Source organism: Bacillus sp. 204(2023), from assembly GCF_037027505.1.
Classification (GTDB): domain Bacteria; phylum Bacillota; class Bacilli; order Bacillales; family Bacillaceae; genus Bacillus; species Bacillus subtilis.
In genome coordinates this window covers 495717-522007 of sequence record NZ_JAXCHE010000001.1, presented here as the reverse complement: position 1 = coordinate 522007, position 26291 = coordinate 495717, and the positions used below count along the sequence as shown (strand labels likewise).

Here is a 26291-nt window from a genome sequence, read left to right as displayed (position 1 = left end):
TCCTTTCATGGTTTTGTTTGATATCGCGGGCCCATGTAACTGACACGGGGACGGAAGAGCCGATTATTGGCATGCTGTTCTATCACATGGGCGCATAAACCGGACGTTCTCGCGCTGAAAAAGACCGGCGTATATAAAGGAATCGGTATGCCGAGCATCCAATACACTGGGGCAGCATAGTAATCCAAATTCGGGTAAAGCCCTTTTTCCTTCTCCATCAGCCGCTCACCCGCTTCGCACATCTCATATAAACGATGGTCACCGGCTTTATCGCATAATTGCTGCAGCGCCTCTTTCATCATGAGTGCTCTCGGGTCCATTTTTTTCATATACACCCGGTGGCCGAAGCCCATGATTTTTTCTTTTCTTTTCAGTTTTGTTTGCAGAAGCTGCTCAAAATCAGATGTCGTTTTTGCCTCCAAAAGCAAATACATCACAGCTTCGTTTGCTCCTCCGTGAAGATTCCCTTTCAGGGAAGCGACAGCTCCAGTCAAAGCGCCATAAAGGTCTGAATGTGTAGATGCAATGACCCTGGCCGCAAAGGTTGAATTCGGCATCTCATGCTCACTATACAGGACGAGCGACCGGTCAAAAATCTGTTCTTCCAATGAAGACGGCAATTTCCCTGTCATCATGTAGAGAAAATTCGCACTGTAGGATAGGGTTTGAAGCGGAAGAATCGGTTCTTTCTTATTAATGATCCTGTAGCTGGCAGCAGTGAGGGCAGGCATTTTCCCAAGAAGCTGATAGGCGCGTTCTTTGTTTGCGGAAGGAGACCGATCATCAATTTGCCGATCATAGCCAGCAAGTGCCGACAGGCCGGTACGCAGACTATCCATTGGATGAGTGTTCTCAGGGAGCAGCTCAAGCAGACGGAGATGATCAGCAGGCAGGCTTGCGGCACTGTTTATTTTACGTTCCAGCGTCTCCATTTCACTTTCTTCTGGCAGCCTGCCCTCCAGCAATAAATAGACAAGCTCCAGATAGCTTTTTGTTTCAGAAAGTTCTATTAAATCATAGCCTCGTATCAAAATCTGGCTGGACTGCGTGTCGAGATAAGAAATATGAGTTTCTGCCGCAATCACACCGTCCAACCCTGGAGAATAATGCTGGTTCTCCTCCATATCCTCAACCTCCGTTTTTGCGTTTTTTGTCTATCAAGTTCCGCCAAGCAAATGCTTGGAAATAATCAGTCTTTGAATCTCATTCGTCCCTTCATAGATTTGCGTCACCTTTGCATCGCGCAGCAGGCGCTCAACCGGATAATCCTTCATATAGCCATATCCTCCATAAATTTGAACAGCGTCTAACGCTGCCTTCACGGCTGCATCGGAAGCAAATTGTTTAGCCATAGACGCTTCTTTTCCACAGTTTAGGCCACGGTTATGAAGGTCTGCGGCGTGGTAGACAAGATGTCTTGCCGCCTCAGCTCTAGTCGCCATGTCAGCCAGCTTAAATGAAATGGCTTGATTGGCTGCGATCGGCCTTCCAAATTGCACTCGCTGCTTCGCATAATTAACGGCATGATCAAGAGCCGCCTCTGCAATTCCGAGGGCCTGTGCCGCAATGCCGATCCGGCCGACATTTAAATTCGCCATGGCAATGTGAAAGCCATCCCCCTCTTTGCCAAGCAAATTGGCTTCAGGCACTTCTGCATTATCAAAAATCAGTTCCGTAGTATTGGAGCCATAAAGCCCCAGCTTTCTTTCTTTTTTTCCAACGGTAAAACCGGGTGTGTTTTTTTCAACAATAAAAGCCGAAATCCCGTGCCTGCCTTGATCTGGAGCTGTTAAAGCAAATGTGATATAGATATCAGCTGCTCCGCCATTCGTTATGAATATTTTCGATCCGTTTAATAGATATTTGCCGTTCTTTTTGATTGCTGTTGTGCGGAGGCTCCCGGCATCCGACCCCGAGTGAGGCTCCGTCAGTGCAAATGCGCCCAAATGGTCTCCTGACGCGAGCTTTGGTATATATTTCATCTTCTGTTCTTCGTTGCCGAAATACAGAATCGGATTTGTGCCGACTGAGGTATGAACGGAGAGAATTACGCCGACAGCCGCGCTGATTCTAGAAATCTCATGAATCGCCAAAATATAAGAAACAACGTCCGCCCCGGCACCGCCGTATTGTTCCGGCACCGGTATTCCCATCAGTCCGTGTTCACCCATTTTTTTGATCAGCTGAAAGGGAAATTCGTCCGTTTTCTCCATGATTTCCGCAGCGGGAGCAATTTCTTTTCGTGCAAAATCACGCACCATTTTTCGCATCATGACTTGCTCTTGGGTTACATGCAACTCGGCCACCCCCGGATGGAATAGACTTCAGGAAGTCCTCTCCTCATAGTCATAAAAACCGCGTCCGCTCTTTTTGCCAAGCCAGCCTGCTTTGACATACTTGCGGAGCAGCGGGCATGGACGGTATTTGGAATCGCCAAGGCCTGAGTGAAGGACTTCCATAATTGATAAACACGTATCCAGTCCGATAAAATCCGCTAATGCAAGCGGACCCATCGGATGATTCATGCCCAGCTTCATCACTTCGTCTATTGCCTCCGGCTTCGCCACTCCCTCATACACGCAATAGATGGCTTCATTAATCATTGGAAGAAGCACACGGTTGGAAACAAACCCAGGAAAATCATTGACTTCTACCGCTGTTTTCCCCATCTTTTTCGCTAATGCCATAACATCTAAGGCCGTTTCTTCTGATGTAGCCAAGCCGCGAATCACTTCAACCAGCTTCATTACAGGGACGGGATTCATAAAATGCATGCCAATAACCCGTTGAGGCCGGTTTGTTACAGCAGCGATTTCTGTAATAGGCAAGGAAGATGTATTGCTGGCCAAAATCGTATGAGGCGGGCACATGCGATCAAGTGTTTTAAACATCTCAGTTTTTGCCGCCATGTTTTCTGCGATAGCCTCAATCACAATGTCCGCATGCTCTGCCTCCTCAAGCGTTTGAGAAATCGAAATGCGGCTGATTACGCTCTTCACTTCCGTCTCGGTCCTTTTTCCTTTCTCAGCATCACGGGCCAGCTGTTTCTTCAGCCGTTTCAATCCTGCCTCCGCAGCCTCTTTATTCACATCATACATCCGCACATAAAAGCCCGCGTCGGCAGCTGTTTGAGCAATTCCGCTTCCCATCTGACCTGCGCCAGCTACCATGATTTGTTTGATTTCCATTCAAATCCCCTTTTTCATCATGTTTTAATGAACCTGCACTAAGACGGCGTCTCCCTGTGCTGCCCCGCTGCAAATAGCGGCAACGCCTAGACCCCCTCCCCGCCGCTTTAATTCATAAACAAGCGTCATGAGAATTCTCGCCCCGCTCGCGCCAATCGGGTGGCCGAGCGCGATCGCACCGCCATTTACATTTACTTTTTCAAGATCGAAACCTACGATTTTTTTACATGTCAAAACAACTGAAGCAAAAGCTTCATTTACTTCAAACAAGTCAATATCTTGGACAGTTAAACCGTTCTTTTTCAGGAGCTTGTTAATGGCAAATCCCGGCGCTGCCGCCAGCTCGTGCGCTGGCATTCCCGTAGTTGAAAAACCAAGAATTGTAGCCAGAGGCCGTTTGCCAAGCTCAGCAGCTTTTTCCTCAGACATCAGCACGAACGCGCCGGCTCCGTCATTGACCCCAGGAGCATTGCCGGCTGTGATAGAACCGTCACTTGTATAAATCGGAGCAAGTTCCGCGAGCTGATCCAGACTTGTGTCACGGCGAATCGCTTCATCTTTATCAACTACGTTTGGTTTTCCTTTTCGGCCGATCCAGTTGACGGGAACAATTTCATCCTGAAACTTCCCTTCATCGGCTGCCTTAGCTGCCCTTGCATGACTTCTCAACGCCCATTCGTCCTGCTCCCTTCGTGAGATTGCATATTCCTTGGCAGCTGTATTTCCGTGAACAGCCATGTGCACCTCGTCAAATGCGCAAATTAATCCGTCATACACCATTAAGTCCCTAAGCTCGCCGTCCCCCATCCGTGCTCCCCAGCGCCCGGCGGGAACGGCATACGGAATATTGCTCATGCTTTCCATTCCCCCCGCAACAAGTATGTCCGCATCCTGCGCCCGAATCATTTGATCACATAAAGTGACAGCGCGAAGGCCGGAAGCACAGACTTTATTCAGTGTTTCTGACGGCACACTCCAAGGCATTCCCGCCAGACGGGCAGCTTGACGGGAAGGTATCTGCCCTGAGCCGGCCTGGACAACCATGCCCATGACGTTTCCTTCTACATCATTTCCAGAGACTCCAGCCCGTTTCATCGCCTCCTTCATCACAATGCCCCCAAGCTCAGCAGCTTTCACCTCTTTCAAAACTCCGCCGAATTTGCCAAATGGCGTTCTTGCAGCACTTACAATGACTGTTTTCCTCATGATTTCACCTCATTCAGAAGATAGACAGCGCTTACAATTTCTAGTTGTCTTCTATGAATGTATGCTTTGAAACGGGCATGAATGAATGAAAAAAGAAGGCTGCGTCAAACAGCCTCCTTCTAACAACTATTCATTTTTCAGCAATGCCGAAGCCTTTTCTGGAAAGTCGGTAAACATGCCGTCTGCTCCCGCTTCAATGAGACGCTTCATATCTTCCGGACGATTGACTGTATACGGCCTTACCTTAATCGAACTGTTCCTCATTTTCTTTAGCACTTCATCTGTGACCCCTGGGCTGTTTAACTTCGGGTGATAGCCGGAAGCCGGAATAGACGCGATATATCGATCTGCCTGGTAAAGCACATCTGAAGTTAATACTGCCCGTTCGATATGCGGCGCAAGCCGGGCGCATAGCGCCAAGCTGTCATGATTAAACGTGGATAGGATGACTCTGTCCTCTACATTGAATCGCTTCACTGCCTCCAGCACTTTTTCTTCCATTCCCTCATAGCGGATCACGCTGTTTTTTAATTCAATGTTGATGAGAAAATCCTTTTTTACCGCCCACGAGAGCACATCTTCTAGCAGCGGCACTTTTATATCGCTGTACGCTTGATCGTGACCAGCGGCCGCATTCGCAGTCTTTACCTCATCATAGGCTGTATCCTTCACGAATCCTTTAAGTGATGTCGTGCGATTAAGTCTTTCATCATGAATCACAACAATGCGTCCGTCTTTCGTCAGCTGTACATCAAGCTCTATCCCATCCGCTCCGGCTTCAATTCCTTTTTCAAATGCAAGCATTGTATTTTCGGGAAATTGACCTGAGGCCCCCCGGTGGGCAAAAATCTTTGTCATCGTTTCACCTCAAACCCTAAAGTTTTCTCCATTATACTTATTTTGTCGGCTCCACTCTAGGATTAAGGCTGTATCAATCTACTGATCATAATAAGAATCAATGCCGTTGACAATCGCATCTGCGGCCTTTTGCTGGTATTCTTCACTTCCCAGCTTGTCCGCATCAGAGCTGTTCGTGATAAACCCAAGCTCCGCCAACACACTTGGCATTTGTGAATATGTAATGACGTAAAAGTCTGATTCTTTCACGCCCCTGTCTCTCGTTTGTAAGGAAGAAACGAGCTCTGACTGAATATCGGATGCGAGACGCCGGCTGCTCTCCCCTTCATAATCAGATTGAAAATACGTTTCTGTTCCTGAAGCTGAAGCAACCCCTGAATTCACATGGATGCTGACAAAAAGGTCAGCCTGATTGGCACTTGCCTTAGCCACTCTTTCCTCCAAGGTCAGAAAATGATCGTCAGACCGGGATGCAACAGGATTGGCTCCCTCCTCTTTTAGTTTGTCTGTCACATGCTCTGAGACAGCCAAATTAATATCCTTTTCAAAGAGCCCGTTTCCGACCGCTCCACTGTCTTCACCGCCGTGTCCGGCATCAATATACACTGTTTTTCCTTCTATCGGCTCTGCTGCCTGTGCACAAGGCGCGAGCGTCAAAGCCAATCCGCACAGCGCCAAGCTCCTCCATAACATTCTCAACTTACTCCCTCCGGTTTTTTTATGACGAGTTCTTTCGCAGCTGAATATCTTCCAGCTGTAAAGTTCCATTATCCTTCTTTGTATATTTCACCAGGACATGTGTCTGATCTGGCAGTGATTCACATTCATTACGTTTATCCTTCGGAACTTGTATCATGGTTTCTTCTCCATTAAGAGAAACCGCAATCGTATGAGGATCAGCCGAGCCAATGTATTTTCCCTCTTCGGTAAACCTTGGCACTGAGTCATCCGCACTTGCAACACTGCACCCCGAAAGAAAGAGCGCAGTAAACAGCAAAAGAACCGTTTGTTTCACATGACCACCTCTTCCTGATGTTTGGCTTTTATCTTTGACCAGAATGGCGAATTTGTAAAGACAACGCGAATGCAGGCGAGCAAGTTCCATGATTTTCAAAAGGGCTATACGACCCGATCATTTCCTGTTGTTAGAAAGATAACGAGCAGATTTGTCTATGAGGATGGCTCTAATTGAGGCGCCAATTAGAAAAAATTAGCGGAAAGAAGCAACTTTTTATTCATTTTTAAAAATTTGAGAATAGGGTGAGCAAATCGTTTGACGGGTGGGTCAGCCAGGCGTAACCTTTTAAAGGATATTTACTTTATTGAAAGAAATTCGTTCTGCTGCTGGCGGCAGCTGTCATCACATGCTCCATCGGCCACCAAATCAGCGGCGGCTACAAAGGCCCCGAAAAAGAGCGGCGAAAACATCACTCTGCACTCAAGATATTCAGTCGGTAAAGCAGATCAATTGCATTAATTTTTACATATAGGCTAGAATATGTGCGAATCCAAACGAAAGAAGATGATCAAATGAATCCTAAGTATCAGCCACTTTTTGAACCATTTACGTTTAAAAGCGGCGTTACAATCGACAACCGGATCGCAGTAGCACCAATGACTCATTACGCTTCTAATGAAGACGGTACAATTTCTGAAGCAGAGCTTGACTACATCATTCCCCGTTCAAAAGAGATGGGAATGGTGATTACAGCCTGCGCAAATGTTACACCGGACGGAAAAGCATTCCCCGGGCAGCCGGCCATCCATGACAATTCCAACATTCCAGGTTTAAAAAAGTTAGCACAAGCTATTCAGGCACAAGGCGCTAAAGCCGTTGTACAAATTCATCACGGCGGCATCGAATGCCCGTCTGAGCTCGTTCCTCAACAGGATGTTTTGGGGCCAAGTGACGTGTTTGATAACGGCAAACAAATTGCTCGCGCATTAAAAGAAGAAGAAGTGGAAAACATTGTAAAGGCGTTTGGAGAAGCGACAAGACGTGCCATTGAAGCCGGCTTTGACGGTGTCGAAATTCACGGTGCAAACGGCTACTTAATTCAGCAGTTTTATTCTCCGAAAACCAACCAGCGCACGGATCGCTGGGGAGGAAGCGATGAAAAACGATTAGCCTTCCCGCTCGCTATTGTCGATGAAGTGAAAAAAGCCGCTTCAGAACATGCGAAGGGTGCGTTCTTAGTCGGCTACCGTCTGTCTCCGGAAGAACCTGAGACACCGGGGTTGACAATGACTGAAACTTATACGCTTGTTGATGCTTTAGGGGATAAAGAATTGGATTATCTTCATATCTCACTGATGGACGTGAACTCAAAAGCGCGCCGCGGTGCAGATCCGACTCGCACACGCATGGACTTATTGAATGAACGTGTCGGAAACAAAGTGCCGCTGATCGCCGTCGGTTCCATCCATTCCGCTGATGACGCGCTTGCCGTCATCGAAAACGGCATTCCGCTAGTCGCTATGGGACGCGAAATTCTAGTTGACCCTAACTGGACGGTAAAAGTAAAAGAAGGCCGTGAAAAGCAAATCGAAACAGTGATCAAAGGCACAGATAAAGAAAAATATCATTTGCCTGAACCGCTATGGCAAGCAATTGTGAACACGCAAGGCTGGGTGCCTTATAAAGATTAATGTGCAAAGACTGCCGAAACGATTCGGCAGTCTTTTTTCCCTTTATATAAATAGTTTATGTACACATCTAAACAGCAAAAGAAAGAGCTCCCCACCTACTTCGAAAAGAAAATCTAGGAAAAACCCCTCACGCTTTCTTGCTTTTTTCTTTTTCATTCGTACGTCTCCTTTTTACATGAATACGCCTTACTTACGATTTTGCAGGAGAAAGGTTTCATTTTATAACGGAAACATCTAGAGTCGATCATGCTTCGTGATCCTATAAGATGAATGAATGGACCAAGAGTGCAGGTAATACCCCCATTTGCTTTCCTTACTTTTCAAACCTATCCTTTACTATATGCGGATACTTACTATTCTTCTCCCATACTAACAAATGTCCTCAAAACAAAACGCCTCCTATTTATCAGCGCAAACTAATAAATAAAAGACGTTTGATTTAATGACCACTTAATAAGCTCATGTTTAAGAAGCCTTATGTTCTAATCTCAGCTTATCCGCAACCATTGCAATGAATTCCGAATTTGTCGGTTTAGCTTTTGTCATGCTGACAGTATAACCAAACAACGAGGAAATGGAATCAATGTTTCCTCTGCTCCATGCCACTTCAATTGCATGGCGGATCGCTCTTTCTACACGGCTTGCGGTTGTGTTAAATTTTTTGGCGATGTCCGGATAGAGGACTTTTGTAATGCTGCCGAGCAATTCGATGTCATTGTATACCATTGAGATTGCTTCGCGCAGATAGAGATAGCCTTTAATATGGGCTGGGACGCCGATTTCATGGATAATGCTTGTGATGCTCGCGTCGAGATTTTTCTTTTTTGGTTCAGGCTGGCTGCTGCGTATAATACTGCTTTGCGATGATGGCGCACGATGCGTCACACTGCTGGCATTTCCGCTGACCTGGCGGATATGGCCGACAAGGTTTTCCATATCAAACGGTTTGAGAATAAAGTAGGACGCGCCTAAATCGACGGCCTTTTTCGTGACATCTTCCTGTCCAAAGGCTGTCAGCATAATGACATTCGGCTGTTTTTTCAGATCTGATTCCCTCAGCCTCTCTAAAACCGCAAGTCCGTCTAAATGCGGCATAATAATATCTAATACGAGCACATCGGGATCTTTTTCTTTAAACAGCGACAGGCATTCCTGTCCGTTATAAGCAACGCCGATCACTTCCATGTCTTCCTGTCCTTCTATATATTCACTTAACAGGCTTACCAGCTCTCGATTATCATCAGCAACACAAACTTTAATTTTCTCCACGTTTCTTCCTCCCCAAATGTAGTTAACAGGATTCACCCTTGCTACATGTTTACATTCGACAAAACCGCTATATACCCTCTAAAAAAATCATAATCACCAATATTAGTGGCATATCTTTGTTATTCTATGTTTTTCTCTGTTTTTCGACTAAAAATGAAATTTGACAAACAAGGAAACGTGAATTTGTCGAAAAATCTTCTTTTGTATATTTTACCGTATGTATTCTGAGAAGTGAAGAGGGATCAAAATAAAAAAACTGCCGGAAACTCCGGCAGTCAGCTTGCTTTTTCTTTTCCATAAATATCGATTCCTGCTTCTGACAGCATCCATTCAATATGAACACCGTAGCCGCTTGTCGGGTCATTTACAAATACATGGGTGACAGCACCGATCACTTTTCCATTTTGAATGATCGGGCTTCCGCTCATCCCCTGTACAATGCCTCCTGTTTCTTTCAACAGCCTTGGATCGGTAATTTTCAACACCATTCCTTTTGTCGCAGGGAATTTTTGCGGCGTTGTGCTGACGATTTCAATATCGAATTTTTCTACTTTGTCATCATCAATAACGGTTAAAATTTCAGCCGGCCCTTTTTTGACTTCGGTAGAAAACGCAACCGGCAATGCTTGATCTGATATGTTGTTTTGAATCGGCTGATGCAGCGTGCCAAAAATTCCAAATGGGCTGTTTCTGTTAATATCCCCGATCGTTTTGCGTTCTGAGGAAAATCGCGCCAGTTTTTCTCCCGGATTACCGCCTGTCCCTTTTTCAATTGATGTTACAGTGGATTTAACGATTTCTCCATTCTCCACTACAATTGGTTTCTTTGTGTCCATATCGGAAATCACGTGGCCAAGTGCTCCGTATTTTTTTGTTTTCGGTTCATAAAAGGTCATAGTGCCGATGCCGGCAGCAGAATCTCTGATATATAACCCGATTCTGTATTTGCCTTCTCCTTCATCCTTTTCTGGGATCAGCTTCGTTTTGATTTTCTGTTTATCACGTTTGATCAGTAAATCTAAAGATTCACCAGTTTTCCCAGCCTTTTGAATAAATGGGGCTACATCATTCATTTTTTCAATTTTCTGTCCATTCATCTCAATAATGATGTCGCCCGCTTCAATTCCGGCCGTTTCTCCCGGAGATTTTTTGCCTTCACTTGTATTGATTTGATGAAATCCGACGACAAGAACACCGACGGAATGAAGTTTTACACCGATTGATTGTCCGCCAGGTATAACTTTTAAATCAGGAAGAACGTGCACTTTTGTTTTTTTAATTGGAAATCCGGCAAGATCGTATACCAATTCTGACTCACCTGATTTTTTGCCCGTCACCTTGATTTCATGCGGATCTTTCTTTACTGTAAACGCTTCTGAGGATTCTGATGGCTGAGCGTTTACCGATAAACTCGTTTCAATCGCTTGTGTTTGGGTTTCAAATACTCTCATTTGCGTTGGAATCAGTAAATATTCTTTTAGCGGTTTGCATAAACCTACACTTAATAACGAAACAAGGAGAATTAAACCTACTGCTTTTCTGATGTTATCGGGCATTCACTACTTCACTCTCCTCGCTCCTATCCCACACCTTCTTTATGACTTGCTGCTACATCATTTAATTTTGCCTTCTGACGGCTTATTTATAACTGTCATATGAAGAAAAACATTGGATATACTGATGAACGAATGGATGCGCACGAAAAAAATAAGCTGCGCTTCTCGCGCAGCTTACCCAGTTGTTTTGACTTGATCCGCTTGTTTTAAAAGTTCTTTCGCATGGCGTTTCGTTAAGTCGGTTACTTCGACGCCTGCAATCATGCGCCCGATTTCCGCTACCTTTTCCTGCATAGAGAGCGGCTTGACACGTGTCGTCGTTCTGCCGTCTTTTAACTCCTTCGCAATATAAAGATGCGTATCGGCCATGGCAGCCACCTGAGGCAGGTGTGTAATGCACAGCACTTGTGAACCTATTGACACCTTATGGATCTTCTCAGCGATTGCCTGTGCGACCCTGCCGCTTACACCGGTATCAACCTCGTCAAAAATGATCGATGTCACATCCTGTTGTGAGGAAAAAATGCTTTTTATGGCAAGCATCACCCGTGACAGCTCTCCACCTGAAGCGACTTTCGAAAGGGATTTCAGCGGCTCGCCTGTATTGGTTGAAATTAAAAACTTCACAAGGTCAATCCCTTGTTCAGTCAGCTGAACGGGCTGGCCGTTTACAAGCGGCGCCTCTTCATTGCGTGACGCTGTTCTGACCTTAAATTCCGTATCAAAAGTTGATTTTTCCATGTACAGGCTTTTTAATTCCCGATGAATCTCATCAGCCAGCTTTTTCGCCCATGTTTTTCGGATTTGTGAAACATTTGCCGCTTCCACTGCGACATCTTTGCCGACGGAGTCAAGCTCCTTTTTCAAGCTTTGAAGGTGGCTGTCCCTGTTTTCAATTTGGTCAATCTCTTCTTCAATTTTAGAAGCATATTCCAAAATGTCTTCAACAGTGGCACCGTATTTTCGTTTCAGCTGTTTGATTTCATTAAGTCGTGTCTCAATATAGTTCAGGCGTTCCGGATCAAATTCAAGCTCATCCAGCATATTTCTCATCTGAAATGTGGCATCCTCAAGCAAATAGTAGGAGTTCGAAACACTTTCAGACAGTTTTTTCAGCGGTTCGTTAATATCAGAGATATCTTCAAGCTGCGCTGATGCCATTCCGACCCAGTCCAATCCGCCCTGCTCACTGCGAAGCGCGTTATATGCATTTTGCAGCGACTCATATATCTTCTCAAAGTTTGAAATTTGCTGGCGCTCTTCTTGGAGCTGTTCATCTTCGTTAAGCTCAAGCTTTGCCGATTCGATTTCTTCGAGCTGAAATTGAATAAGATCAAGACGATGGGCCATTTCCTGTTCGCTTTCAGAAAGCTGCTTAAGCTTTTTGAGCAGCTTCATATACCGCTGGTACCCTTCCTGATACGTTTTGAGCGCGCTTTCCACTTCGGCCCCGGCAAACTTGTCCAAAAGCTGGAGATGATTTTCGTCTTCCATTAACAGCTGGTTATCGTGCTGCCCGTGAATATCTAATAAAAGCCTGCCGATCTCTCTTAGCGAAGCAATCGTGACAAGCTTGCCATTGACACGGCAAACGCTTTTCCCGCTCGTGCTGATATCCCTTCTCATGACGATCATTTCGTCTGAAACGTCGATTCCCTGCTCAGCGCATACGCCTAAAACAGGATGGCCGCTCTCCAACAGAAACAGCCCTTCAAGTTCAGCTTTTGCTTCCCCATATCTAACAAATTCAGATGATCCGCGGCCTCCGACTAAAAGAGAAATGGCATCTATGATAATGGATTTGCCGGCTCCGGTTTCTCCTGTTAAAACCGTAAGCCCGCGTTCAAAAGAAACAGTCAGTTCCTCAATAATGGCAAAGTTTTTAATCGATAGTTCAGCTAACAAACAGCATTACACCTCTTATCTTTGTTAGATTCTGTTACAGCAGTTCAAGCAGTCTGTTTTTTACACCCTCTGTATCTCCAGGAGTCCGGCAAATAATTAAAATCGTGTCATCTCCGCAAATGGTTCCCATAATTTCATCCCAGTCCAAATTGTCCATCAGCGCCCCGATTGCCTGAGCATTGCCCGGCATCGTTTTCAGTACGATCATATGGCTTGCAGAGTCTATTTTCACAAATGCGTCCATCAAGGCCCGCTTTAGCTTAGACAGCGGATTGAAACGCTGGTCCGCCGGAAGACTGTATTTATAAGAACCATTATTTGTAGGCACTTTTACAAGGTGAAGTTCTTTAATATCCCGTGATACCGTGGCCTGCGTTACTTTGTATCCATCCTGCTTTAGCATGTCGACCAATTCATCCTGCGTTTCGATTTCATTGCTTGTAATGATCTCTCTGATTTTAATATGCCTCTGGCCTTTGTTCATGTAAGCACCTCTATTTCCAAGCTTATCTGTTCTTTTATGTTATATGATTCTCTGCACATTGTACATGAATGCAGAAAAAAGGAATAATAGCGCCCTATTATTCCGGTACATCTGCTTTTTTTTCTTTTAACGTCTTATGTGCTTCTTCTACAACGCGCATGATCTCTTCTTCCGGCAGCTCCTGGCCTTCCTGTCCATCTCCCGGCCAATGCAAATGAAGGAGAAACTCAATATTTCCGTCTCCTCCCGTGATTGGAGAAAATGACAAGCCTTTACAGATATAGCCTTCAGCGGCAGAAAAACTGATCATTCGCTTGAGCACATCAGCATGCACTTTAGGATCTCTGACAATCCCTTTTTTGCCGACGGATTCCCGTCCCGCTTCAAACTGAGGCTTAACTAGAGCCATGCAGTCGCTACCCGGTACAAGTAAAGTCCTTAGGACAGGCAGGATGAGCCGCAGTGAAATAAAGGACACATCAATTGTGGCAAACTCCGGCATGCCCTTTGTAAAGTCTGCCGGTGTTGCATAACGAAAGTTCGTTCGTTCCATCACGACGACCCGTTCATCCTGTCTAAGCTTCCACGCAAGCTGATTATAGCCTACATCCACAGCGTATGACTGTTTAGCTCCATTTTGCAAAGCGCAGTCCGTAAAACCGCCGGTGGAGGAGCCAATATCAATCATAATCTTATCTTTGACAGAGACGGGAAATTCCTTCAGCGCTTTTTCGAGCTTTAAGCCGCCCCTGCTCACATACTTCAGCGGGTTTCCTTTGACTGTTAGCGGAAGGTCGCGATCAATTTTTTCTCCAGGCTTGTCCAAGCGGTTTTCGTTTGAATAGACGATCCCCGCCATAATGGCTCTTTTGGCTTTTTCACGCGTTTCCGCCAGCCCTCTTTCCACTAATAATACATCTAATCGTTCTTTCTTTGACGTCATGATCCAATTCCTTTGTGTGTCTTTGGCGGCATCAGTAATCTAATACGATTTGCCACCTGCTGTTTTGTCAGTCCAATTTCCTCAAGAAGCGCTGTTACGCTTCCGTGTTCAATAAACCGATCAGGTATACCCATTCTGTCAATCGGAGTATGATATTCACCTTGATCATGAGCGAATTCTAAAATCGAGCTTCCGAAACCGCCTTCTAAGACCGCTTCTTCAATTGTTAAAATTGGCAAGCCTTCTTTTAGGATACTCTTCATCATCTTTTCATCAATCGGCTTAATAAAACGCGCATTCACAACGCGCACGGAAAGGCCTTCTTTCTGCAGCTCTTCGGCTGCTTCAATCGCCATTTCGATTGTTGTGCCGAATGTTAAGATGACAGCATCGTTTCCTGGACGCAGCACCTCCCACGTACCGATCGGAATCGTTTTCAACTGTTCATCCATTTTTACGCCGAGTCCGTTTCCGCGCGGAAAACGCATCGCTATCGGGCCTTCGTCATAGCTAAGTGCTGTATGAACCATGTGCTGGCCTTCATTTTCGTCTTTCGGCATCATTAAGACCATGTTTGGAATGTGGCGCATAAACGCAATATCAAACACGCCTTGATGTGTCTCTCCATCAGCGCCGACGAGTCCTGCACGGTCAATTCCAATAAACACATTGGCGTTTTGGCGGCAGATGTCATGAACAACTTGGTCATATGCCCTTTGCAGGAAGGTTGAGTAAATCGCCAAAAACGGCTTCATACCCTGCATTGCCATAGCTGCTGCCATCGTTGCGGCATGCTGTTCTGCGATTCCTACGTCGAACATCCGGTCAGGGAATTCCTTTGCGAAACCTTCAAGCTTTGAACCGACAGGCATAGCCGGCGTAATGGCTACAATGCGTCCGTCCTCGCGCGCCATTCGCTGCACAGTTCCGCTGACAAGACCGCTCCACGAAGGAGCTGCGGCTTTCGGCTTTACAAAGTCACCGGTATTAATTTTATATGGTCCGGTACCATGCCATGTCCCAATCGTATCGGTCTCAGCCGGTTTGTACCCCTTCCCTTTTTTCGTGATGACATGCAGAAGAACAGGGCCTTTCGTTTTTTTGGCGTATTGAAGATTCTCAATCAGCTCATGATAAGAATGTCCGTCCACTGGGCCCAAATACGTAAAACCGAGCTCCTCGAAAAACATTCCGGAGACGAGCATGTATTTCAGGCTGTCTTTGACTCGTTCCGCCGTGGCGGCAAGCTTGCCCCCAACTGCCGGAATCTTTTTAAATAAGTATTCAAGCTCATCTTTGACCCACTGGTATTTCCCCGCAGTACGGAGCCGTCCGAGCATAGAGTGAATGGCACCGACATTCGGCGCAATACTCATTTCATTATCATTAAGGATGACAATCATGTCTTTTTTCTCGTCGCCGATGTGGTTAAGGGCTTCGAGCGCCATTCCGCCGGTCAGCGCGCCGTCACCAATGATCGGAATAATATATTCATCCGTTCCTTTAATATCACGGGCAGCTGCCATTCCCATCGCGCCTGACAGAGAAGTCGAGCTGTGCCCGGTTTCCCAAACATCGTGCTCGCTTTCACTCCGCTTTGGAAATCCGCAAAGCCCTTTGTACTGGCGAAGCGTCGCAAATTCTTTTCCGCGTCCTGTCAGCAGCTTATGGACATACGATTGATGGCCTACATCCCATAAAAATTTGTCTTTCGGGCTGTTAAATTCCTTATGCAGAGCAATAGTAAGCTCTACGACACCTAAGTTTGGGCCGATGTGGCCGCCGGAAGCGGATAAACTTGTAATTAAAAACTGACGGATTTCATCACTTAATTTCTCTAATTCATCAATGGACATGTTTTTTAAAAACGACGGGTCCTGTATTGATAAAAGATCCAAAGCGGATCAACTCACTTTCAGCATGAATTTCTGCAATGATACATGTCTTTTGCATGCCGAGCTGACAATAATCTCAGACATAAAAAAAGACAAACGCGCTTTTCCTTTTCATTTTTCATATAAACTGCTTACATTTTACCATATCTCGTGCAGCCGCTTCAAATTAGGATCGTTTTAGTGATCTCTTGCCGCAATTAAATCACAAAGCTCATATAAAAGTTCTTTTTGAAGAGAGAGTCCGCCGATCAATCGCTTCGCCTTTTTTATATGAACATCCAATTTATGTTTGGCCCCTTCCAATGAAAGAAGCGACGGGTATGTCGATTTGTCATTTGTGGTATCCGAGCCGATACGTTTGCCGATTTTCTCTTCACTGCCTTCTAAATCTAAAATATCGTCTCTGATTTGAAATCCGATTCCAATGTGGCTGCTGAAGGTACGCAGTGTTTCAATGTCTTCCTCAGGCGCATCAGCCAAAATAGCACCGGCGATTACACAAAAGCCAAGAAGCTTGGCAGTTTTCCGTTCATGAATGGATTCGAGCTCTTCAAGCGTGACTTGTCGGTTTTCCGCTTCCATATCAGCTACTTGCCCCCCGACCATGCCTTCGGTGCCTGCCGCTGAAATCAGTTCATTCACAAGCCGCAGGCGCTTTTCTGCTGACACCTCGTCTGACACGTGGGAGGTAATCAGCTTAAAGCTTTCTGTGAGCAGCCCGTCACCCGCTAATACTGCCGTCGCTTCACCAAACACTTTATGGTTTGTCGGCTTCCCGCGGCGCAAATCGTCATCATCCATGCATGGAAGATCATCGTGAATTAACGAATACGTGTGAATCATTTCGACAGCACAGCCGACCGGAATGCCGTCTTTTTCGCTTTTTCCATATGCGTTTAAAACAGCCAGTACAATCAGAGGCCGCAACCGCTTTCCGCCGGCCTGTAGAGAATACAGCATAGACTTCTTTAATGAGTCCGGCATATCAAGCTTTTCTGTATAGACAGAAAGCTGATTTTCAATTGTTTTTTTTCGGTCCGCCAGAAAGCTCGTTAATTTATTTGTCACCTTCGTCTTCCTCCTGAACACTGAAAGGTGCCAGTTCGCCATCTTCTTTTAAAATGAAGTCCATTTGCTTTTCGACTTTTTGCAGCTTTTCATGGCACATTTTTGACAGAGCCATGCCTTCTTGGAAATAGTTAATGGCTTGCTCTAGAGGCACATCTCCCTCTTCAAGCTTTGATACAATGCTCTCAAGCCCTTTCATCGCTTCTTCAAATGTCATGTTTTCATTTTTTTTCACGTCTGTCATTTTTCTTCCCCTCTCTTTTCTAATACTTCACAGGTCAGCACGCCATCCTTCAGCTTGACTTCAAGCTGGTCCTGCTCTTCTATTTGACTGACACTTTTAATGAGTTTATCTTCTTTATAAGCCAAGCTGTATCCTCTCTCCATCACTTGAAGAGGACTTAGTGCATTCAGCTTGCCAAGAACGGTTTGAAATTGGGAATGCAGCTGCTTCATTTGGATATTCATATTTTTTCTCAGCTGATTTGTTTGTTCCTGGTATCGTGTTCTCGCTTGTTTCAGCTGTTCATGAGGATGCAGTGCCTCTAATCTGTACGTTTCACGCTCCAGCTGTCTGCTTTTCCGATCTAAAAGAGCGGTCAGCTGTGCTTGAAACTGCTGGTACGCGAGGTCAAACTGCTGCTCTTTTTGCGCATACAAACGCTTTGGAAAACGAAAGGCATAGGACGATTGCAGCGTTTGTATCCGTTCTTTTTTCTGGCCGAGATGCTGCTGCATTGCTCTTGTCATTCTGACTTCCGCTGTTTTTGTCCGTTCGATTAAATCAGTGGTATGAGGCACAGCAATCTCAGCTGCTCCTGTCGGCGTCGCAGCTCTGATATCGGCGACAAAATCACTGATCGTAAAATCCGTCTCATGTCCGACTGCCGATATAATCGGAATATTGGAAGCAAAGATGGCGCGTGCTACAATTTCTTCATTGAATGCCCACAGTTCTTCTATCGAACCGCCGCCTCTCCCGACAATTAATACGTCGCAAATCTCTTTTTCATTTGCCTCTTCAATGCGCGTAACGATGGATCTGCTCGCATTTTCACCTTGTACGAGCGCTGGAAGAACAATGACTTTTACAAGGGGATATCTTCTTTTTAGAGTTGTAATAACGTCTCTGACAGCGGCACCCGTTGGAGATGTCACAACCCCGATTGTGGCTGGAAATGCGGGGATTTGTTTTTTGTAGCGGTCGTCAAATAAACCTTCTCCGGCAAGCTTCTTTTTTAATTCTTCATACGCTAAATAAAGCGCTCCAACCCCGTCAGGCTGCATTTCTTTGGCATATAATTGATAGTTTCCGCTCGGTTCATATACGGAAATTCCGCCTCTTACCAGCACTTTCATTCCGTTTTCAGGTTTAAAAGGCAGACGCTCGCTTTGTCTCGCGAACATCACCGACTGCATTCTTGCGTTTTCGTCTTTTAAAGTGAAATAAATATGCCCTCGTGTGTGTATCTTTACATTCGACAATTCGCCTTTAATCCAAATATTTTCAAGGTGAGGATCTACATCGAATTTTCGTTTTATATACTTTGTCAGCGCTGAGACGGTCACATACGCTGCTTCACCCATGTCTAAAAACTCCTCTCCTAAGCATTCCTGCACCATAACTAAAGAAAACCCGCCCTGGCTTTAGGAGCCTGAAGAAGCGGGTATCGTGCTCATATTCATGGCGGGTAAACATTTCGCCTGTGAATATCTCCAATTATCTATGATAACGTACGTTTCGCAGATTTAACAGTATTATGCGCGAGCATCGTGATGGTCATCGGACCTACTCCGCCCGGAACCGGCGTGATGAAGGACGCTTTTTCCTTTGCCCCTTCAAATTCAACGTCTCCGCAAAGCTTTCCGTTTTCCAGACGGTTAACGCCGACGTCAATGACAACAGCGCCCTCTTTGATCTGGTCTGCACTGATGAAGTTGGCTCTGCCGACTGCCACCACCAGGATGTCCGCTTTTTTCGTATGTTCAGTAATATTTTCTGTTCTTGAATGACAGTAAGTAACCGTCGCGTTTTCATTTAATAAAAGCTGGCCGACAGGTTTGCCGACAATGTTGCTTCGGCCGACTACAACAACCTCTTTACCAGAAAGGTCAATATTGGTTTTCTTCAAAAGCTCAACAATTCCATGAGGCGTGCAAGGAAGAAACGTATCTTCGCCAAGCAGCATTTTCCCTACGTTTAACGGATGAAAACCGTCTACATCTTTATCAGGGGAGATACGTTCGATCACCGCTTTTTCAGAAATATGGTCTGGGAGCGGAAGCTGAACGAGAATGCCATGAAACTCAGGGTCTTGGTTATATTGATCAATAATGGAAAGCAGTTCAGCTTCTGTGAGGCTGCTGTCAAATTGATCGAGCTTGAAATTCATTCCCATTGTTTCTGCCGCTTTTTTCTTTCCTCGCACGTAAGAGTGAGAAGCAGGATCATCTCCAATCAAAATAACCGCCAGTCCGGGAGTGACGCCTTGCTTTTTAAGCTCTTCTACCTCTTTTGCCAATTGTTCGCGTTTTTCTCTAGCCGTTTCTTTTCCGTCGATGATTGTTGCAGTCATTTTCTTTCCTCCTATGATTGTTCAATATCAGATTTAATGTTAGAAAGAACCCCGTTTACAAACTTTGTCGCTTTGTCATCACCAAACCGTTTTGCCAGCTCAATCGCTTCGTTCATGGAGACATTCACCGGAATGTCTTCGGCATATGCCATTTCATATGCTGCCAGGCGCAAAATCGCACGGTCAACATTGGCAATCCGATCGAGCTTCCAATTCACCAGATGCTTGGAGATCATTTCATCCAGCTGGTCTTGGTGTTCCAATACCCCGTGTACAAGCTGTTCAAAGAAAGGATCCGTTTTTTCTTCATCCAGTGCGTGTTCTATGGCTTCATTCACTGCAATATCGCTGACATCAATTTGAAATAGTGCCTGCAAAGCTTTTTCTCTTGCTGTTCTTCTTTTCATTTTCTTTCTCCTTTGATCCTCTTTATCCGCTTGTCGTTAAGCCACAAAGAGATCATAACATATTTTTTTCGTATCCGCATATTGAAATCAAGGTTTTTTTACCCTATTGCCGAATATTTTCACACACCTTAATATGATTATTCGGATTTCACGTTCATGAAGAAACTCGGCTATGTAAGCCGGCTTTCTTCATGCTTTGAAATAAAGGGTAACGTGTAAAAAAACCAAAGGGCCGCCCTCCCCTTGGTTTCGTGTTAAGCCATTTACATTTCTTCGTCGATTTGGACTTCTTGGGCTTTTGTGTCAAATTGAATGCCGACGATGTGAATATTGATCTCGTTAATCGAAAGAGACGTCATATTTAATAAGGTTTGACGAATGTTTTCCTGAACGGATGCTGCAACTTTCGGAATCGAAACGCCAAATGTAACGACACAGTATACATCGATCGTAATTCCGTCATCCGCCAGGTCGACTTTGACACCTTTGCCATGATTCACTTTGCCAAAGCGCTCAACGACGCCTGTCGCAAAGTTTCCGCGCATTTCGGCAACCCCATCAACTTCTGATGCTGCAATGCCGGCAATGACCTCAATGACCTCCGGTGCAATCTCAACCTTACCCAAATGCGTATCTTCGTGATCCATTTTAAGCAAGCTGTTGTCTTTCATTCAATTCACCTCCGTAAAAATTATGAGCCCATTACATCATATGTTTCTAAAAATTTCGTATTAAACTCTCCGCTCACAAAAGTTTCGTGTTCAAGCAGTTTTAAATGGAAAGGGATTGTTGTCTCAATGCCTTCGATGACGAATTCGCTCAATGCGCGCTTCATGCGGGCAATCGCTTCATCCCTCGTTTTTCCGTATGTGATTACCTTTGCAATCATGCTGTCATAGTACGGTGGGATGGAATAGCCAGGGTACGCAGCTGAATCAACACGGACACCAAGACCGCCAGGAGGCAGGTACATTTTAATTTCACCAGGTGACGGCATGAAATTTTTACTTGGGTTTTCTGCGTTGATTCGGCATTCGATGGCCCAGCCTTCAAATTCAACATCTTCTTGCTTGAGGCTCAGTTCCATTCCTGATGCCACTTTGATTTGTTCCTTGATCAGGTCAGTTCCCGTCACCATTTCTGTGACTGGGTGCTCTACCTGAATTCTCGTGTTCATTTCCATGAAGTAATAGCGCTGTTCATTGTAGTCATAGATAAATTCAACTGTTCCAGCACCTGTATAGCCAACCGCTTTTGCAGCCTTTACCGCTGCATCTCCCATTTGCTCCCTGATTTCTGAATCAAGGGCAGGAGATGGTGATTCTTCCAAAAGCTTTTGCAGGCGTCTTTGGATCGAGCAGTCGCGTTCGCCCAAATGAATCGTATTTCCGTAGTTATCAGCAAGCACTTGGATCTCAACGTGGCGAAAATCTTCTATGTATTTTTCGATGTATACACCTGGATTTCCGAATGCAGTTGCCGCTTCCTGCTGTGTAATCTTAATGCCATTAATCAGTTCCTCTTCAGTGCGAGCAACCCTAATTCCTTTTCCGCCTCCGCCTGCGGTGGCTTTTATAATTACAGGATACCCAATTTCATTAGCAAGCGAAACCGCTTCTTCCACATTTTCTATAATTCCCTGTGAACCCGGTACGATTGGCACGCCGGCCTGTTTCATCGTTTCCCGCGCAACGTCTTTTGTCCCCATTTTTGAAATGGCGTCAGCGCTCGGGCCGACAAACGTGACATTCACTTCTTCACATAATTCAGCGAAATCAGCATTTTCAGCTAAAAATCCGTATCCCGGATGAATGGCGTCCGTGCCAGTCAGCTTTGCAACACTCACAATATTTGTAACGTTTAAATAGCTGTCTTTTGATGCTTTCGGTCCGATACAAAAAGCTTCATCGGCCATTTGAACATGAAGGGCATCTTTATCAGCTTCTGAATAAACAGCGACAGTCTCAATTCCGAGCTCTCTGCAGGCTCTGATGATTCTGACAGCAATTTCTCCTCTGTTGGCGATCAATAGCTTTTTAATCATGTTCAGTCTCCTTACTCCGCTTTTACAAGAAATAGAGGTTGTCCGTATTCGACCAGCTGGCCGTTTTCTACTAATACTTCAACGATTTCGCCTTTCACTTCTGCTTCGATTTCGTTGAAAAGCTTCATCGCTTCTACAATGCAGACAACTGTGTTTTCATTTACTTTTGAACCGGCTGTTACATACGGGCCAGCTTCCGGTGATGAAGAAGCATAAAATGTTCCTACCATTGGTGAAGTGATTTTATGCAGATTCTCATCTTGCTTTGGTGCTTCTTGGGCAGGTGCCGCTGCTTGCTGCGCTTGCGGCTGAACTGCCTGCGGAGCCTGTGCTTGTACAGGTGCTGCCGGTGCCTGCTGCATGACTTGAACCGTGCCTGCTTCGTGTTTTTTCAATTTTAAGGATACACCTTCATTTTCATATACGAATTCGTCAATTGTAGACTCGTCAATTGCTTTAATCAGCTCGTGGATTTCTTTGATATTTAACATTCAATCGCACTCCTATGTATGAAATTTCTTTTTTTATAGGTTACTACTAAAAGTACATACTATGTTCATCTTACAGGAGCAGACTTTTGAATTCAACTCTAATATGACAGCAACGCAAAAAGCCCGCTTGTTTAGCGGGCTTCTTTTTCCTCTTTCTTACTTGGATGGTTCAAATGTGACAGCGACATCTTTCATTGTTTTGATTTCTTTTGCCACAAGGTCTATAATGGCTGTCGCCTTCGATTTGGAGTGTTTGTCTGATTTGACTGTAATATTGATTTTATCTCCTTCAGCATTAACAAGCGCATCCTCGTAACCTTGTGTTTTAATCAGCGTTTCCAGCTGTTTTTCTGTTCCTTCCACTTCACTGAGAGCCGTCATTTTATCGTATGCTTCGCTTTTCTCCTTGGCTGTTGCATCATCGCTTGATACAATGGCATTCAGCTCTTCTCTTTCTTTGCTTCTGGCATCTTCTAAATCAAGACGGTACGTTGTAAACAAATCATCATCGGCTGTTTCCGTAACAACAGTTCCTTTTTCACTGGCTTCAGCGGATGTTTCCTTGTCTGCTGATGAATCTTTCGTTCCCTTTGTTCCATCTTCTTTTCCTTTTTCAGTTTCTGTACCGCTTTTTTCCTTCGTGTCTTGCTTGGCAGGCGCTTTTTCAGTTGCGACCTCTCCGCTGTCAGACGCGCTTTTTTCACTTTGCATCTGCACGGCGTTTTTGCTTTCCGGCGACATGATATAGTAGACGCTTAACACCACGACAAGACTAAGCATTGTTAATAGCCAAACGGTTTGTTTTTTAAGCATTTATGAATCCTCCTTTATTTTTTTAGGGGCAACCGCAACCCGGTGGCTTGGAACATCCAGGACCCGTGTCACCGCTTCGATAATGGTTTGTTTTATTTGAACGTTGTCCACTCCTTGAGCAACAACGAGTACACCGCGTATATCAGGTTTTTTCGTTTGGACGACGACAGGTGTTTCTTTATCGCCGTTTTTGATCATGACGATTTCTTCCTCCGATGTTTGGTCTGTAACGCTTCTTGTTCCGCCTTCTTTGTCAGTTTCTTCAGTGGTTGTATTTTTGTTTGATTTGTTTTTTTCGTATACTTTCAGCGACGTTGCATCTACATTCACGACAACCGAGACATCGTCCACACCAATGATTGTTTCAAGAATTTCTTTCAGCTGATTTTCGTATTCTTTTTCATAGTCATCGATCGAGTCTTTAGGTTTATCAGATTTTGAGGCTTTAAACACTTCAGCTGTTTTCTCTTTGCTGCCCGCGGAATGTTGTGATGATACGGCCGTTATCGTTTTGGCGTTTTCTGTTTTCTCAGGTGAAGAAAACAGCTGGCTGACAAGCATAAAGGAAACTCCGAGAACAAAAACGAATAGAAAGTAATGATATTTGGTCAGCTTCGGCTTTTCGCCGTCCTTCGTTTGTCCCGGAAGAAACTGCTTTTTCAATACATTCCATAATCCGTTTTTATTCATTGCCGACACTCTCCCCGCCTTCCATATGAACCGTAATTTTCTCACTTCCGATTTCCCAAATGTCCGCGAGCTGCGTTTGTATCTGTTTGGCTTCTTTTTGTTCGGCTGCTTCTTTCGTTACGTATGCATGATCTGTATCAATGTGGACCGGCGCGACCGTTTGGACCGTTTTTTCAGAAGACGGGGCCATATACACGCTGATTGTTTTAATATCCTCTTCTGAATCTACCTTTTCTCCTGCCGTGAGTTTGATGCGGCCTACTTTATATTCATCATGACTGAATCTCTCCTCCGCTTTCTTTTTTAGTTGGACAGCCATTTCTTCTAGAATATATGCGCGCTGGGAAGCTTGTATTTCTATTTTTTTTGAATTCATTTGATTTTTTATGTCGGCAGACTCTGACTGCCCGTTTTTTGTGAGGTATTCAAAGATGACTTCGGGGTCTGTCTTGAAAAGTTTAAAAATCGGCGTAAGCATGACGACAATCAATAGCAGGCTGACTACCATTTTTGCGTACTTTTGCATGCTGGAGCTCGGCAGCAGCATATCAATCACAATTGCAAATAGGATAAACAACACGATGGTGGTAAGCCATTCCGTTAAAAAACTCATTCGCCTGCCTCCTTCATTTCATCATCATCGTGAGGTTTCCGGCTGTGATTATGACAGTAAGGCTTAAAAAAAACATGAGAGACACAATGGCGAGAGCTGCAAAAATATAAATGACGCTTTTGCTGATGACGTCGAGGCAAGTGATGACGGGCCCGCCTCCAAGCGGCTGAAGAATCGCGGCTGCCAGCTTATAAATAAAAGCGAGGGAAAGCACTTTGATTGCCGGAAATGCCGCAATACAGATCAAAATAGCGACACCGAGAATCCCTACCGTATTTTTCAGCAGCAAAGAGGCGCTGATTACTGTATCTGTTGCGTCTGTAAACATTCGGCCAAGCACAGGAATAAAATTTCCGGTTATAAATTTAGCCGTCCTGAGCGTAATGCCGTCTGTCACTGCAGCTGAGGCTCCCTGAACAGAGATGACGCCAAGAAAGATGGTAAGAAAAACAGCCAGTGCTCCGATGGCGATATTTCTGAGCAGGTTAGCCAGCTGCGTTACTTTGTATTGTTCAGTCATCGTGCTGACAATGCTCAGAATCGCTGATAAAAAAATCAGCGGCATGACGATATTCTGAATCAAGAGACCGCTCGTGTTCATCAGGAAGAGGATAACAGGATGAAAGAAGGCAGCAGATACAGCTCCGCCTGAGGAAGCCAAAAGCGCCAAGAGGAGCGGAATGAGCGCCAGGATAAAGCTGGTCATCGTCTGAATCGCCTCAGTTGCATAGTTAATTGCCACATGAAAGCTATTAAGCGCAAGGATAATCAGCACCATGTACACAATTGAGTAAGCGACCTTACTGACGGTGCTTTGCTGAAAAGCATTTTGCAAAAGCTGCAGAATGACGCAAAAAATCGTGAGCAAAATCAATGTGCCCAGCAGCTTTCCGTTGGCAAGCACTTCATGAAACAAATAAGAAAAGAGGGCTTTCAGCCATTCTTGCGGTGAGAATGATTTATCGCCATTGATAAACTCTATTAAGCTGCCTTTTTGGCTTTCCGGCAGCAGTCCGCCGTATTCTGTCATAATGTCATTCCAAAATTCTCCGATCTTATCTGTTTCAAGCGAGGCTGCTGTCCTTTCCGCTAATTGCTCGGCTGTTTCAGCATGGTCTTCCGTTTGTTCTGCATTACCAGCTGCTTGTACAATTTCTGCACGGCCTGCTATGATCAGCACGGCCAAAAGCAAAACCCATTGAAAGCGCTTCAATCTACCGCCTCCTTTCGGTTATGACATAGAAGGTATAAGTCCGAGAATCGTTTCGATAATGACGGTTAAAATAGGCACAGCCATTACGAGTATTAAAATTTTCCCCGCCAATTCTATTTTCGAGGCGATGGCTCCTTGACCGGCATCTTTTGTGAGCTGTGCCCCGAATTCAGCAATATAGGCGATTCCGATAATCTTTAAAATGGTTTCAACATAGACCATGTTGACATTTGCATTAATCGCAATTTTTTCTATCATTCGAATAATGTCGTAGATTTGGTCTACCAAATAAAGAAAAATGGCACATCCGGCAAAAACGACGATTAAAAACGCAAAAGTCGGCTTTTGTTCTTTTACAATTAAAGAAAGGAAGGTGGCGATCAGTCCTAAACCTACAATTTGAACAATGTCAATCTGCAAGCC

General features: G+C 45.0%; 28 protein-coding genes. 2 read left to right on the top strand and 26 right to left on the bottom strand.

The features are described from left to right. Positions 1-5: 5 nt before the first annotated feature. The 7 genes from mmgD to WA279_RS02820 form a co-directional block, all read right to left on the bottom strand. Entirely contained in the window at positions 6-1124 is a 1119-nt protein-coding gene (gene mmgD, locus WA279_RS02850; RefSeq protein ID WP_336154184.1) for a citrate synthase, read from the bottom strand. Positions 1125-1157: 33 nt separating this feature from the next. Then, complete coding sequence (locus tag WA279_RS02845; protein WP_336154183.1) at positions 1158-2297, bottom strand: acyl-CoA dehydrogenase; 1140 nt, start codon at positions 2295-2297, stop codon at positions 1158-1160. Positions 2298-2324: 27 nt separating this feature from the next. Continuing rightward, positions 2325-3188 (bottom strand): 3-hydroxybutyryl-CoA dehydrogenase, encoded by an 864-nt coding sequence (locus tag WA279_RS02840; RefSeq protein ID WP_251187959.1) that lies wholly within the window; start codon positions 3186-3188, stop codon positions 2325-2327. A 24-nt stretch (positions 3189-3212) separates the two neighbouring features. Beyond that, positions 3213-4394, bottom strand: coding sequence for an acetyl-CoA C-acetyltransferase (locus tag WA279_RS02835; RefSeq protein WP_251187958.1), 1182 nt, complete (start codon positions 4392-4394; stop codon positions 3213-3215). A gap of 126 nt (positions 4395-4520) precedes the next feature. After that, positions 4521-5252, bottom strand: coding sequence for a glycerophosphodiester phosphodiesterase (locus WA279_RS02830; RefSeq protein WP_251187957.1), 732 nt, complete (start codon positions 5250-5252; stop codon positions 4521-4523). 78 nt (positions 5253-5330) lie between these two features. Continuing rightward, positions 5331-5951, bottom strand: a complete 621-nt coding sequence (locus tag WA279_RS02825) for an N-acetylmuramoyl-L-alanine amidase family protein (RefSeq protein WP_077671425.1) — start codon at positions 5949-5951, stop codon at positions 5331-5333. A gap of 19 nt (positions 5952-5970) precedes the next feature. Next, on the bottom strand, positions 5971-6267 hold the full coding sequence (locus WA279_RS02820; RefSeq protein ID WP_086344612.1) for a hypothetical protein: 297 nt from the start codon (positions 6265-6267) through the stop codon (positions 5971-5973). A 323-nt stretch (positions 6268-6590) separates the two neighbouring features. On the opposite strand from WA279_RS02820, the gene WA279_RS02815 reads away from it, so the two are divergent. Together WA279_RS02815 and WA279_RS02810 are read left to right on the top strand one after the other, a co-directional pair. Beyond that, entirely contained in the window at positions 6591-6710 is a 120-nt protein-coding gene (locus tag WA279_RS02815; protein WP_216999220.1) for a hypothetical protein, read from the top strand. 72 nt (positions 6711-6782) lie between these two features. After that, positions 6783-7901, top strand: coding sequence for an NADH-dependent flavin oxidoreductase (locus WA279_RS02810; protein WP_336154180.1), 1119 nt, complete (start codon positions 6783-6785; stop codon positions 7899-7901). A 465-nt stretch (positions 7902-8366) separates the two neighbouring features. On the opposite strand, the gene spo0A is transcribed toward WA279_RS02810, so the two are convergent. The 19 genes from spo0A to spoIIIAD all read right to left on the bottom strand — a co-directional run bounded on the left by spo0A (position 8367) and on the right by spoIIIAD (position 26288). Then, a complete protein-coding gene (gene spo0A, locus WA279_RS02805) occupies positions 8367-9170 on the bottom strand; it encodes a sporulation transcription factor Spo0A (RefSeq protein WP_003226427.1) in 804 nt (267 codons plus the stop codon). 275 nt (positions 9171-9445) lie between these two features. Further along, positions 9446-10726: a SpoIVB peptidase gene (gene spoIVB / locus WA279_RS02800; protein ID WP_021480004.1), complete on the bottom strand. Its 1281-nt coding sequence runs from the start codon at positions 10724-10726 to the stop codon at positions 9446-9448. Between the two features lie 174 nt (positions 10727-10900). After that, positions 10901-12631 (bottom strand): DNA repair protein RecN, encoded by a 1731-nt coding sequence (recN, locus tag WA279_RS02795; RefSeq protein WP_336154178.1) that lies wholly within the window; start codon positions 12629-12631, stop codon positions 10901-10903. Positions 12632-12665: 34 nt separating this feature from the next. Then, positions 12666-13115, bottom strand: coding sequence for an arginine repressor ArgR (argR, locus tag WA279_RS02790; RefSeq protein ID WP_021480005.1), 450 nt, complete (start codon positions 13113-13115; stop codon positions 12666-12668). Positions 13116-13212: 97 nt separating this feature from the next. Then, positions 13213-14058: a TlyA family RNA methyltransferase gene (locus WA279_RS02785; protein WP_336154176.1), complete on the bottom strand. Its 846-nt coding sequence runs from the start codon at positions 14056-14058 to the stop codon at positions 13213-13215. Beyond that, on the bottom strand, positions 14055-15956 hold the full coding sequence (gene dxs / locus WA279_RS02780) for a 1-deoxy-D-xylulose-5-phosphate synthase (protein ID WP_015384069.1): 1902 nt from the start codon (positions 15954-15956) through the stop codon (positions 14055-14057). Before dxs ends, WA279_RS02785 begins: the two co-directional genes overlap by 4 nt. Positions 15957-16130: 174 nt before the next feature. After that, positions 16131-17021: a polyprenyl synthetase family protein gene (locus WA279_RS02775; RefSeq protein WP_336154174.1), complete on the bottom strand. Its 891-nt coding sequence runs from the start codon at positions 17019-17021 to the stop codon at positions 16131-16133. Further along, complete coding sequence (locus WA279_RS02770; RefSeq protein ID WP_003226409.1) at positions 17011-17265, bottom strand: exodeoxyribonuclease VII small subunit; 255 nt, start codon at positions 17263-17265, stop codon at positions 17011-17013. The genes WA279_RS02775 and WA279_RS02770 overlap by 11 nt, the downstream gene beginning before the upstream one ends. Beyond that, on the bottom strand, positions 17262-18608 hold the full coding sequence (gene xseA, locus WA279_RS02765) for an exodeoxyribonuclease VII large subunit (protein ID WP_198878640.1): 1347 nt from the start codon (positions 18606-18608) through the stop codon (positions 17262-17264). Before xseA ends, WA279_RS02770 begins: the two co-directional genes overlap by 4 nt. Positions 18609-18745: 137 nt before the next feature. Then, the gene (folD, locus tag WA279_RS02760; RefSeq protein WP_003230259.1) at positions 18746-19597 is read right to left on the bottom strand and encodes a bifunctional methylenetetrahydrofolate dehydrogenase/methenyltetrahydrofolate cyclohydrolase FolD; all 852 of its coding nucleotides are present in this window, start codon (positions 19595-19597) and stop codon (positions 18746-18748) included. A gap of 11 nt (positions 19598-19608) precedes the next feature. Continuing rightward, positions 19609-20004 carry a transcription antitermination factor NusB gene (gene nusB / locus WA279_RS02755; RefSeq protein WP_003230256.1) on the bottom strand — a complete coding sequence of 132 codons (396 nt, stop codon included), beginning with the start codon at positions 20002-20004 and terminating at the stop codon, positions 19609-19611. A gap of 263 nt (positions 20005-20267) precedes the next feature. After that, positions 20268-20675: a fatty acid biosynthesis protein YqhY gene (gene yqhY / locus WA279_RS02750; protein WP_003230254.1), complete on the bottom strand. Its 408-nt coding sequence runs from the start codon at positions 20673-20675 to the stop codon at positions 20268-20270. Between the two features lie 20 nt (positions 20676-20695). Further along, positions 20696-22048 (bottom strand): acetyl-CoA carboxylase biotin carboxylase subunit, encoded by a 1353-nt coding sequence (gene accC, locus WA279_RS02745; RefSeq protein WP_003230253.1) that lies wholly within the window; start codon positions 22046-22048, stop codon positions 20696-20698. A gap of 11 nt (positions 22049-22059) precedes the next feature. Continuing rightward, positions 22060-22539 carry an acetyl-CoA carboxylase biotin carboxyl carrier protein gene (accB, locus tag WA279_RS02740; RefSeq protein WP_003230252.1) on the bottom strand — a complete coding sequence of 160 codons (480 nt, stop codon included), beginning with the start codon at positions 22537-22539 and terminating at the stop codon, positions 22060-22062. Between the two features lie 156 nt (positions 22540-22695). Further along, entirely contained in the window at positions 22696-23352 is a 657-nt protein-coding gene (gene spoIIIAH / locus WA279_RS02735) for a stage III sporulation ratchet engulfment protein SpoIIIAH (protein ID WP_003230250.1), read from the bottom strand. Then, complete coding sequence (gene spoIIIAG, locus WA279_RS02730) at positions 23353-24042, bottom strand: stage III sporulation protein AG (protein ID WP_017696430.1); 690 nt, start codon at positions 24040-24042, stop codon at positions 23353-23355. Next, positions 24035-24655 (bottom strand): stage III sporulation protein AF, encoded by a 621-nt coding sequence (spoIIIAF, locus tag WA279_RS02725; RefSeq protein WP_336154171.1) that lies wholly within the window; start codon positions 24653-24655, stop codon positions 24035-24037. The genes spoIIIAG and spoIIIAF overlap by 8 nt, the downstream gene beginning before the upstream one ends. A 13-nt stretch (positions 24656-24668) precedes the next feature. Then, complete coding sequence (spoIIIAE, locus tag WA279_RS02720) at positions 24669-25868, bottom strand: stage III sporulation protein AE (protein ID WP_336154170.1); 1200 nt, start codon at positions 25866-25868, stop codon at positions 24669-24671. A gap of 18 nt (positions 25869-25886) precedes the next feature. Continuing rightward, on the bottom strand, positions 25887-26288 hold the full coding sequence (gene spoIIIAD / locus WA279_RS02715; protein WP_003230228.1) for a stage III sporulation protein AD: 402 nt from the start codon (positions 26286-26288) through the stop codon (positions 25887-25889). Positions 26289-26291: the final 3 nt, after the last annotated feature.